The sequence below is a fragment of the Sphingobacterium sp. UBA5996 genome, from assembly GCF_002429765.1.
Classification (GTDB): Bacteria; Bacteroidota; Bacteroidia; order Sphingobacteriales; family Sphingobacteriaceae; genus Sphingobacterium.
The window spans coordinates 90,224-101,974 of the sequence record NZ_DJAS01000029.1; the positions used below are offsets into that span (position 1 = coordinate 90,224).

7 protein-coding genes are annotated in these 11,751 nt (G+C 42.7%); 2 read left to right on the plus strand and 5 right to left on the minus strand.

What is annotated here, in order from left to right; translation table 11 throughout:
* Window positions 1-272: 272 nt before the first annotated feature.
* On the minus strand, window positions 273-1,274 hold the full coding sequence (locus B3E00_RS20745) for an alpha/beta hydrolase family protein (RefSeq protein ID WP_293883270.1): 1,002 nt from the start codon (window positions 1,272-1,274) through the stop codon (window positions 273-275).
* A gap of 430 nt (window positions 1,275-1,704) precedes the next feature.
* Between B3E00_RS20745 and B3E00_RS20750 the strand changes: the two genes are divergently transcribed.
* On the plus strand, window positions 1,705-2,505 hold the full coding sequence (locus B3E00_RS20750) for an SMP-30/gluconolactonase/LRE family protein (protein WP_293883268.1): 801 nt from the start codon (window positions 1,705-1,707) through the stop codon (window positions 2,503-2,505).
* Window positions 2,506-2,943: 438 nt separating this feature from the next.
* Window positions 2,944-3,312, plus strand: a complete 369-nt coding sequence (locus B3E00_RS20755; RefSeq protein WP_293883266.1) for a response regulator — start codon at window positions 2,944-2,946, stop codon at window positions 3,310-3,312.
* Between the two features lie 210 nt (window positions 3,313-3,522).
* On the opposite strand, the gene B3E00_RS20760 is transcribed toward B3E00_RS20755, so the two are convergent.
* Genes B3E00_RS20760 through B3E00_RS20775 form a run of 4 tightly spaced genes read right to left on the minus strand, consistent with a single transcriptional unit; the run spans window position 3,523 to window position 11,735 of the window.
* Window positions 3,523-5,967 carry a glycoside hydrolase family 2 TIM barrel-domain containing protein gene (locus B3E00_RS20760; protein ID WP_293889182.1) on the minus strand — a complete coding sequence of 815 codons (2,445 nt, stop codon included), beginning with the start codon at window positions 5,965-5,967 and terminating at the stop codon, window positions 3,523-3,525.
* A 4-nt stretch (window positions 5,968-5,971) separates the two neighbouring features.
* The gene (locus B3E00_RS20765) at window positions 5,972-6,907 is read right to left on the minus strand and encodes a hypothetical protein (RefSeq protein WP_293889184.1); all 936 of its coding nucleotides are present in this window, start codon (window positions 6,905-6,907) and stop codon (window positions 5,972-5,974) included.
* A gap of 49 nt (window positions 6,908-6,956) precedes the next feature.
* Window positions 6,957-8,585: a RagB/SusD family nutrient uptake outer membrane protein gene (locus B3E00_RS20770; protein ID WP_293883259.1), complete on the minus strand. Its 1,629-nt coding sequence runs from the start codon at window positions 8,583-8,585 to the stop codon at window positions 6,957-6,959.
* Between the two features lie 12 nt (window positions 8,586-8,597).
* On the minus strand, window positions 8,598-11,735 hold the full coding sequence (locus B3E00_RS20775; protein ID WP_293889187.1) for a SusC/RagA family TonB-linked outer membrane protein: 3,138 nt from the start codon (window positions 11,733-11,735) through the stop codon (window positions 8,598-8,600).
* Between the last annotated feature and the right edge of the window lie 16 nt (window positions 11,736-11,751).

The following is an 11,751-nucleotide window of genomic DNA, read 5'->3' on the forward strand; positions in this document are numbered from 1 at the left end:
TATTTGTAACAATCCTGTATCAATTAACTTATTAATACAGAAACTAATAAATTTATTTTTTGACTAATTGAATTACGACCATGTTACTTTTCAAATACTTTAGACCGTGGTATGCTAACCCGATGATATGCGATGAAATTACATTTAAAAAATAATTCGCCTCATTAAAAAGGTTGCAAGCAATTGATATATTTTAAAATTCAACATAAATTCTACCCTTAATAAATTCTCTGATAAGCATTTGAGCTTAATATTAACAAATCAGTGGTCAATTACTTCAGATGCTCTCTAAGGAAATTTTTTATTTCTGAAGCCACTTGACGATGTACCGATTTTCTGTCAATAGTTTCATGATCGTTGTAAAAAGTCGGTTCTTCATTAACTAAAAATGATTTTCCTTCATTTAAAAAAACATAATGCCCCGTTTTAACTGGAAGTACGCTATATTTTGAGCCTTTTATTACTTCACTATATTTAAGCGCATTCGATGCCAGCGGAGCAATGGAATCATCTGCGGCACCGATGATCAAAACCGAAGATTTTGTGCTTTGTTTTTCTTCCGAAAGTCCCAGTCCCAAAGCCGGAGATAAAGCTATGTTGACTTTAAATCGACTATCTTTTAAATTTTCTGGCACTTGGTTGCATGGGATTTTTTGTATGAGTTCTTGAAGATCACCCAGTTCAGGAACAACAAATTGGTTGCGATTTTTGGCTATCGATGCATTTATCTTGAGTTTATCACAATCTATTTTAACTCCAGCAAGTGCTAAAGTGGTGTATCCACCTAACGAAAATCCGATTCCCGCTATTTTACTACTGTCTATGTAACTATTATAAACAGGATCATCAAGCAATGATGAAATTAGAAAACTCATATCCAGCGGCCTATCCCAATAACGTACAAAGTTTTCAGGAATTTTATTATCGAGAGTATTTCCCCAATGATCCGGAGCTATCACAACATATCCGTCTTTAGCTAATTCAATCGCCAACCATGATAAGCTATATCGATTGCCTCCTGTCCCATGAGAAAGGACAACCAATGGATATTTTTTTTGTATAAATTCTGCATCTTTTACTGTCGGTGGTAAAACGAATGGTTGTTGCGTATTTTTAAAATTCGTACCCGTTGTTGGATACCAAATTTGGGATTTCAAAGGTCGCTCTCGAGAATGATCAGTATAAGTAACTTGCCGCTCTCCTACGTTTGTAATAGGCGTATGATAAATCATCATAAAAAGACTTAACAAAACAATACTAAATGGAATAGTCATATTTGGCACTGCTAATTTGGATCTTAACACTTTAAATAGTAAATAGAACATCTATACAACTCCCAAAGTTACCAGCGATGTTATACTTCAGTCAATGGTTATATTTAACCATATAAATAAAAATCGTTACTTTATTCAAAAAGGTTTTTCATATCGCTGCTAAAGAGACACTTTTACCAATAAATTTAAAGAATAAAAGCTATATTGTATCTGATCATTCGACCACATCAAGATATGGATTCTTTAGCAAGTATATTAATAGGACATTTCACGTTAATGGTAGAACGCTAATTGATGATAATAATTTGAAATTATAAACTTTACTATGGGACATTCAGTTAGTTATTGCAGGTACTCTCATACGTTCTTATTCATCCTTTTCATGGTAGGGGGAATAAACACAAGAGCGCAGTTATTTAATCAAGACAGCTTGAAATTAATATCTCGGGAGTTTACATTTACAGAAGGTCCTGCCGTGGATCGGGAGGGGAATATTTATTTTACTGACCAGCCAAATAACAAAATCTGGAAATACAGCACAAATGGTGATCTTTCGTTGTTTAAAGATTCTTCAGGCCGTGCAAATGGACTTTACTTTAATCATCTGAATCAACTGCTTTCATGTTCGGATGAGAAAAACGAAATTTGGTCAATCAACATGGATGGTAAGGTTACGGTCCTGCTATCAGCTGTAGATGGAAGAAAATTGAATGGTCCAAATGACCTATGGGTGGATGAAAAAGGAGGCATTTACTTTACAGACCCCTATTATCAGCGTGATTATTGGGATAGAAAGAAACCCGAGATAGCGGGGCAAAAAGTATACTACCTTCCTTTCGGAAAAGGAAAGAAGCCAATTGTGGTGGCTGATGATCTCACTAAGCCCAACGGAATAGTAGGTTCGCCTGATGGAAGATATTTGTATGTAGCAGACATTGAACGGAATAAAACGTATAGATATGTCATTGAGTCTAAAGGTAAATTAAGTAGTCAGACAGCGGTCATTGAGCAAGGTTCTGACGGACTTACCCTAGACAGCCAAGGAAATATTTACCTTACTGGAAGAGGTGTTTCTATCTATAGCCCGAAAGGTGAATTGATCGGACATATTGAGATAAATGAACCTTGGACATCGAACGTGTGTTTTGGAGGAAAAGATAGGACTGATTTATTTATTACCGCATCTACAGCAATATATTGTATTCCAATGCGCACAAAAGGAGTTAAATGAAATATCTCCAGTATCCTTAATTAAACATGTATCCATGTCGCTCAGATTCTGTTGAATTAAATCCATTTAAAAAAGTTTCCTACCGCGGTTCTTAAGAGTTAAACTACTTGAATTACCCGTGATTTATACGGTCAGCGGTATTAAAGGCATATGATTTGTAATTCTTCTGATAAGTATAATTGCCTTGTAGATACTATGCTATTATAGCCTGCTATAAGGTCGTTTATCGCCCTAATATTATAAAAGACAACGCGAATGTAAAGCAATTAAAGCAACACCTTCAACTTACACAAAAGAAATTCCCAGGCTTAGGTATTGGGTTCTATACATCCAAAGAAATCATTATGAATCATTAAGGTACATTATGGATGGAAAGGTCGGTTGATGAGGGTGCTACTTTTAATTTTACATTACCTATTATGCAAAAACAAAAAATACATGGAAGCTAAACGAATAATGATTTGTGACGATGACGAGGGAATACTTGAAGTTCTCGAGCTATATTTAGAATTGGAAGGTTATGTTGTCTTCACTGTCGCCAATAGTACCCTGTTAATTGAGCAGATAGAAATGCATTCACCTGATCTGCTCCTGCTTGACCTTTGGATGCCTTTGTTGTCTGGCGATCAGGTGATAAGCCTGATTCGCAAAAACGGTAAAATAATGGATTTGCCTATTATAGTACTTTCCGCTAGTGTTGATGGCGCCACCATAGCCAATGAAAATGGAGCAAATGGCTTTATAGCAAAACCTTTTGATCTAGATGACATTAAAGCGAATATTGATAGAATGATTAACAGGGAATAGACAAAATATATCCTCAATTCTTTTTGCGTACAGCATCTCCTGTACACCACATACTGTTCCGAATCTCCCACAAATGCTTCTAGAGCAGATTAAAAGTATTCGCGTAAATGCTGTCGCTCCAGGACCTTTATGGACGTAATTTAACGCACTGAAAGTATGATTTATGCAGACAGTGCGTTAATAGTTGTTGCTGTTAAGTTGAATTATAATTCACTCACTCATCAACACTACTTCATCAGCCAAAAGCCCCTTGCTTTTGGCTCGAAGGATGATTTTACCTTTTTCTTTGCTTTTTATCATCACCAAAGCTTTGCCGTTGAATGCCCTTCGGGCTGTTGATTGAAAACTAGTTAAGTCGGCTGTATTACCATTATCAGTGACAATAACCGTTGTGTTGGCAGAATCTGTCATAAATTCTATTTCATCAGCTGCATCCGGAACAATAGTATCATATTGATCAACAATGAAGGCCTGCACAAAGAATAGTTCATCGCTGCCGTTTTTTGCGATCGAATTTTCTGCCATTAGTTTGATTCGATATGCGCTCTCCGCAGTATGTACTGCCTTGCTGAGTACCTTCTTGTTTCCAAGGTACGATACCGCTTCGAGCTTACCAGGCTCAAATTCCACTCCTTTAAATACAAGGTCGTACCGATCTGGATCTTTGGACTGTTCTCGTATTTTTCTGTCGTTTAGATAAAGCTCTACCCGATCAGCCTGATTAAAATAGACCACCACGTCAACTCGGTCGCCTTTTTTCCAGTTCCAATGTGGTAATACATGTAAAACCGGTTTTTCTGTCCACACACTTTGATACAGGTAGTAAACATCCTTCGGAAATCCAGCTAGATCCACAATACCAAAGTACGAACTTCGCGCTGGCCAAGTGTATGGTGTGGGTTCACCGAGATAATCAAAACCCGTCCACACATACATGCCTGCAATATGGCTGTACTTCTCCATTAGCCGCAAACTCGTCTGATGGCTTGATCCCCAAGGCGTGAATACATTGTCGTAAGCTGATATGCTCCTGTCACTGTTGCCCCCATCAAAAGGAATATCCCATCTTTCAGGCCACATACGAATGGAATCGTAAGGAACCAAATCATATTTCCCGCTGCTTTCCAATGCCGAAGTACTTTCTGTTACAATAAACTTCTTTCCCGGATGATCCTGTGGGAAGCTTGCCCATTTGTGATGGTTGTAATTATAGCCAACTAAATCCACCGCCGTACTCATGAGTACGGGATTGGCTTTGGAGAGCTCATTATTGGCAATGGTGGTCGGGCGTGTGCCATCCAGGCTATCGACGATTGCGGCTAACGATATTGGAATAGCTGTACCATCAGCTTTGGAATGCCACTGCTCCTGTGCTTCATTGCCCAGACACCAGATAAACAGCGACGGATGATTCCGGTCCCGTTTGACATGATCCGAGAAGTCTCGCTTGTACCATTGGTCCCAGTATAAATGATAGTCATAGGCATTTTTACGACCTTTCCAAACATCGAATGTTTCACTCATCACGACGAAACCCAAGCTATCGCAAAGGTCCAAAAATGCTGGGGCCGAGGGATTGTGTGATGTTCGTATCCCATTCACCCCCATTGCTTTCATCATGCGGAGCTGACGTAATGCTGCAGACCGATTAAATGCCATGCCTAGTGCGCCGAGGTCACTATGTAAACAGACCCCTCGGATTTTAAGCTGTCTTCCATTCAGTATAAAGCCCTGCTGCTGATCGAATCTAAAATGGCGTAAGCCAAATTTGGTATGCTGTTCATCCAGCACCTCACCATCCACAATGAGCTGCATTTTTGCTGTATATTGATAGGGCTTTTCAATATCCCATAAGACGGGATTTTCGAGAACAATCTGCTGAGCGATGGGATGTAGACCTGCTTTGACGGCGTTCAAAGATGTACGTTTGCTTGCGATAACAGCACCTTGAGCGGAAAGGACCTCCGTCAGCAGCGTCATCTTTTTTGATTCTTTACGGCTGTGCTCAATTTCCAGGGAAAGATCCACGACAGCACGTTTCTCGCTGAGCTGCTCAGCCCTTATGAAGGTGCTGTTCGTTCCTATACTGACTGGATTCCGGCTGATTAATTTGACATCCCGATAGATACCCGAACCCGAATAGAAACGCGAATTGGGCTGATTCTTATTGTTTACTTTTACTGAAAGCAGGTTGTCCCTACCATCCCAGTATAAATAAGGGGAAAGCTCGTATTCGAATCCGATATAACCATTGGGCCGTTTCCCTAAGAAATGCCCGTTAATCCAGACTTCGCTGTTTTCGTATATACCTTCAAATGCGACAAATATCCGCTGGCCCCGCTCCGCGCTAGGCAGCTTAAAAGATTTTTGATACCAGCCTACGCCACCATCGAGGTAAGCAGCCCCGCTGCCTGCGGGACTGTTTTCTCTAAAAGGCATTTCGATGCTCCAGTCGTGCGGCAGATCGAGCTTTCGCCAGCTTTCTCCTTTTCGTCCATCGCTATATTGCTGGTTGCTATCCAGTTTAAACCACCAGCCCCCATTAAAATCAATAACCTTTCTGGACTGTCCAATCACGGAGCCCGTGAGCGTCAATAATAGCAACAATATACCTATTAATCTGCTATACCCCATGTCAAATAATTGCTTCAACATACATTTATTTGTTCATTTTGGTATTCGACCTATTTTCGGTCAGACTCTCCTTGAAGGCCTTGCTAATAAAATTAAAGGTCAGCATGGCCGCTCCATCATTCGAAAGCACCGGATCTCGCAATACCGCTAATTGCATGGTATTCTCGGTCAACGACATAATACGGACATCACCCCAGTCGACTACGATCCCATCTTGTGGTTTTCCATGTAAAGGCGAAGCCCCCGTCATACGGATGGTTTTCTTTTCAGTATCGATATTAAAAGTCCCCTTCTGTACTTTACCCAACATGGCATGATTCACATTGATGTTTGCTCCACCTTTCAGGTCAAAGGTCATACTCCCATAATCGCCTGCAGGCATCAGCCAACTATTGCCTTTCCAGTCGGGTTCCCAGCTCCAACTATCGCTGTTAAGAGGCGCAGCTGTTTCGTTGATGCTACCCCACCAGTCACCGGTGCCGTAAAAGTACAGCGGACCTTTAAAGTAACGAGAGATACCGTCAGCATCTAGATCGAGGTACCAGGTTTTCTCTTCCCCGGCCCCGCCCGTCAATAAGGTCCAGGTCTCGTCACTGATAAATTCGGCATACATCTGATCGATTTTAAATGTTACAGGTTCACCGTAGACAATCCCGCCACGGGTCTCAACACCAAATTTGACCGTGTACTCGCCCGGGAAGGGCATTTTCAGGATAACCTTTTTTTCCTGACTCCGTCCCTGCGGATGCTCCCACAAAGCGGTGTATCTGGCATCCATCAAGCTTGTCAAATACACTATATTGGGATTATTGGCATCATGTTCAACAGTAAAGGCTTTTCCCTTCTCCAACTGTGCCGATGTGACATCGATGTCCCCCAGTGTATAATTCTCCGGAGAACAGGCTCCAAAAAGTACCATCGCTACAAAGAAGCAGATGGCATATGTGAATATCTTTTTCATGTTTGTCTAGTTATAATTCAACGGGTACCAAATTCTACTAAGATTTTGTCTAGTTCCAGCCGGCATTTTGTTTCAGTACGCCATTGGAAAGAGTAATCTGCTTGTTTGGAATCTGCATAAATCCTTTCGTTGTCAGAAAACGCTCTTTAGTTACGGTGACCTTCTCCGGTACTGAACCGCTGAGGACATCTTCTGTTGTTTCCAGTGTAGCAGCAGCATTGTTTAGCCCCTGCCGCAATACATCCCAATAGCGGACACCTTCAAACGCAAATTCAAACTTTCTTTCCTTCAGAATATTATTTTTTGAAACTGATAAGGAGACAAAATTGGTCTTATAGGCTCTTTTTCGTACCTCATCAAAGTATTTCTGCGCATTTGCGGAACCGAGTTCTGCCGCCATCAACAAGACATCAGCGTAGCGGATAACAAAGTAATCCTGGTCTTGGGACAATTGCATATCCTTATCGCCACCTGTATTGCTGGTACCGTCCGGCAATGCTGTGGGGGCGTATTTTTTTATAGTGTACCCTGTATACTCACGCTGATCTTTCAGGTCAAATCCCGTAATCTTCTCGCCATCAATATCAATAATTGAAGCAGTCTTGCGCGTATCCGTGTTGTCAAACTCATTGAAGAATTTTTTGCTTACCGTACATGCACCCCATCCCTGGCCATAAGGCGACCAATTTTTACCACGTAGGCCCAGAAAGACGACCCAGCGATTGCCATCAACATAACCGTTGTAATTCGATGTATTGTTGAATTTCTGTGCAAATACCACCTCAACATTCCCCTTACCGGCATATTTGGAGATGTCTAGCGTATTATTGCTTGCATTCGGAATATAACTGGCTGCCGGCCACAGATTTTTGAAATCGGCCACCAGCGCATACTGACCACTGCTAATGATCTCTTCTAAGCCTGCAAGGGCTTCGGCTTTGGAGATACCGATATCTTCCTTTCCATAATAACCGGAATAAAATAGATAGACACGGGCCAATAGTGCTTTTGCAGCAAAGGGAGTTGCCCGGCCATCATTGGTTGCCGCAGCTGATTTGGGGTAAGCTGTGGCTGGGATATTGGTTGCCGCAAACTTAAGGTCGGAAACAATCAGCTGATAAATCGCTTTGGGGTCCGACTGCGGGATATTCTCATTGGTTGGGCTTGTAAGCAGAGGTATGTTTTCGAATAGGCGGACGAGATCAAAATACATGGTGGCCCGCAGGAATTTCGTTTCTCCTTCAATACGTGCCCGTGCAGTTGTATTGCCCGAAAAATCAGTACCGTCCAATTTTCCCAACAGCGTATTACACCTAAAAATTCCAGCATAGTAATCCGACCAGGTGCCGTCAAAGATATTGTTGTCCGATTGGGACTGCGCAATATCAAAACGGTCTATTGCCTGAAATGAGCGACCGTCTGTTGTACCTGTTCCGCCAAAACAATTGTCTGCAGCCACCTCTGCTGTCAGATAGAAAGACTGGCTCCCATTGGAGGTCGTCCGTTGATAACCATCGTAACAACCAACCAGCGCCATGTCAGCATCGGCGACGGTTTTATAAAAATTGCTTTCCAAAACGCTTGTCATCGGTTCGACATCCAAAAAACTAGATGAACACGATCCTAAAATTAAGGACCCAAATAACATGGAATGATAGATATAGCTCGTTTTTTTCATGATTTCTTGTGTTTAGAATTTAACATTTAGGCCAAATAATACCGTTCTTGGTCTTGGATAGTAGCCGAGGTCGATACCCGATACCCAACCATCTGTTCCATAGCCGATCTCGGGATCCATCCCATCATATTTGGTGAACGTGAACAGATTTTGACCTTGTACGTAGAACCGGATCTGATTAGCATACTTCCATTTGATCAGCTTCGACAGATCATAACCAAAGGTCACATTGCTGATCCGAAGAAAGTCTCCATCCTGAATATAAAGGTCTGAAAACTGCCAATTGACATTAGTTTCCGTAACACGGGGGATCTTACTGGAAGTACCTTCTCCGGTCCATCGGTCTAATATTCGTGTGGTATAGTTTGCTTGTTTATTGGCATGATTGCGGTAAGACTGTACAATTTTGTTTCCAAGGGAACCGTAGGCATTCACCGAGAAATCAAATCCTTTATAATCCAGTCCAATATTAAATCCATAGGTAAAATTAGGCATGCCAACACCTAGATTTGTCTTATCCGAGGCATTGATAATACCATCGTTATTCTGATCTACATATTTCACATCGCCCGGTTTTACATCCGCTTGAAGGATACCTTTTCCGGCTGTTTTCCAGGCGTCGATCTCGGCTTGGTTCTGGAATAGACCGTCTGTTTTATACCCCCAGAAGTAGCCAATGGGTAGGCCGTTTGCGGCGCGGTAAAATTCTTCCGAGTTATCGTATAACATGGCTGTCTGTCCGTGGATAATACCATCTTCAGTTGGTATCTGTCCCACCTTATTTTTGTTATAGGCACCATTTACCCCAAGACGATACTTGACTTCATTGATCTTATCCGCCCAATTTAGTCCCAGTTCCACCCCTGTATTCTTCACGTCACCGCCATTGATAAAAGGGGGCAACGTTCCAGTTGTCGCCAAAACAGGCGCTGTAACCAGCCAGTTTTTCGTCTTTTTGACATAAAAGTCGGCAACAACATCCAGACGGCTGTTCGCAAATTTGGCATCAAATCCGATATTGGTCTGTTCGGAAGTTTCCCAGGTCAGATTCGGATTGGATAAGCGGCTCGGATAGGCCCCAGCGATATTATTGTTGCTCGTTCCAAAAACATAATGTGCGCCGGGGTTGGACGATGTAATGCCAGTTGAGGTACTGATGGGTGCCGCATATTGAAAATCAGCAATATCCTGGTTACCAACTTGTCCCCATGAAGCACGGAGTTTAAAGAAGTTTACAGCCGCTAAATGCTCTTTAAAAAACTCTTCAGAAGAAATTACCCAGCCCGCCGATACCGAAGGGAAATATCCCCAGCGGTTGCTACGCGAAAATTTAGAGGATCCATCGGCACGCAATGTAGCATTCAAGAGGTACTTTTCCTTATAGTTATAGCCCAGGCGTCCAAAATACGAGACCCTGCGGGTGATGTTCTCTGGTTTTCCAGACACCGTACGCGTTTCGACGACATTACCTTTTTCATCCAGGTGTGCCTGGCCTGTGGTATTGTCCAAATAGGCATGTGCAAAATCGTTGAACTGCGAAAGCAGATTCCAGTTGGCCCCCGAAAGGTAAGTTCCCTGGTAACGTAGCGACTCCATACCGACCATGGCCGAAAAACGGTGATCCGTGTGAATATCAAAGTCATAGGAAGCGGTATTTGTCCAGGTCAGCGTATGACCTTTGCTCATGTTCTGCGAGGTGGTTGTATGATCTTGGTTGTAGGTGTAGATGGAGAAGCGATATAAGGGCGTAAAACTTCTGTATTCTGAAGCATAATAGTTGAACCCCAGCAGTGAGCGGACCTTTAAGCCTTTAATCGGTTCGATCTCTGCAAATACATCGGCCAGTAATTTTTGACCATCATTGGCGTTGTTCGAATTGGTCATCATCACCCCATATGGATTGCTGTCCCCATTGTACCAGGGCGAATTGGAGGTATCATTGAAAGGACTTCCGTACAAGCCATTGTCCGAATACACCGGTGACAAGGGCGAAGTAGCAAAAGCACCACGCAGCGTATTACTGTACTGATTGCCGACACTGATGCCTCGATTCTTAATGTAGTTAAAGTTGAGGTGTTGACCTATTTTCACAAAGTTATCAAAAAGTTTATGCTCCGAGTTCGTCCGGAAACCATAACGCTGATAGTTGGAAACGTCCTTACCACCCACAATTCCCTCCTGACCAATATAGTTCATGGATAAAGCGTAGGTGGATTTCTCATTCCCACCGGTCAGGCCAAAATTGTAATTGTCCGTTTTTGCATTATCCTTGAACATGTAATCCATCCAATTGGTATTGGCCAAACCTTCCATGCTGTTAAAATCAATCAGCGCGGCTCCCGAATTCAGTGATTGCTCATTCATGATTAGCTTGTACTGATCTGCATCCAGTAATTTCGCTTTACGCGAAACATTCTGAATGCCTGTATAGCCATCAAACGATAGCACATTTTTACCCGCTGCCCCCATTTTGGTAGTGACCAGGACCACTCCGTTTGCCGCTTGCGACCCATAGATGGCAGCCGAAGCAGCGTCTTTAAGTACGTCGATAGATTGGATATCGGCCGCATTCAAGACCGAAATATCTCCTCCTGGGACACCATCAATGACATACAAAGGACCTGAGTTACCGATTGTCCCCAGTCCGCGGACGACGACTTTCATATCTGCTCCCGGCTGACCCGAAGTTGATGTAATGGATACACCCGGTGCTTGCCCCTGAAGCGACTGCAGCGGGTTCAGCTGATTGCGTTTCTGCAGTTCTTCACCCTCAACTTTCAAATTGGCTCCTGTATTCAATTTTTTCTTCTGTACACCGTAGCCAATGACCACCACTTCTTCAAGATCAGAAGCTTGCGGCTGCAGGCGGATTACCATATTGGGGCCGGTAACTTTAACTTCCTCTGTTCTATACCCCACGTAGGTAATGGTCAATACTGTCCCTGTGCTGGCCTTCAGTGAAAACCTGCCCGATTCATCACTGCTGGTTGAAATCTTCTGATTCTTTATGCTAATACTCGCTCCCACGATTGGCAAGCCTGAATCAGCCGAAACAACCGATCCGGTGAAGGATTGTGCCCAGACCAGAGAGGTCACGCCGGTCATGACCACGACGGCCACGCCCCTGCTCAACAATTGTTTGCTTATCATATGTCTTGATTTATAA

Excerpts from the sequence above, each read along its gene's own strand:
- B3E00_RS20745 (WP_293883270.1), bottom strand. The coding sequence starts at position 1,274 with ATGACTATTCCATTTAGTATTGTTTTGTTAAGTCTTTTTATGATGATT.
- B3E00_RS20755 (WP_293883266.1), top strand. The coding sequence starts at position 2,944 with ATGGAAGCTAAACGAATAATGATTTGTGACGATGACGAGGGAATACTT.
- B3E00_RS20760 (WP_293889182.1), bottom strand. The coding sequence starts at position 5,967 with ATGTTGAAGCAATTATTTGACATGGGGTATAGCAGATTAATAGGTATA.
- B3E00_RS20765 (WP_293889184.1), bottom strand. The coding sequence starts at position 6,907 with ATGAAAAAGATATTCACATATGCCATCTGCTTCTTTGTAGCGATGGTA.
- B3E00_RS20770 (WP_293883259.1), bottom strand. The coding sequence starts at position 8,585 with ATGAAAAAAACGAGCTATATCTATCATTCCATGTTATTTGGGTCCTTA.
- B3E00_RS20775 (WP_293889187.1), bottom strand. The coding sequence starts at position 11,735 with ATGATAAGCAAACAATTGTTGAGCAGGGGCGTGGCCGTCGTGGTCATG.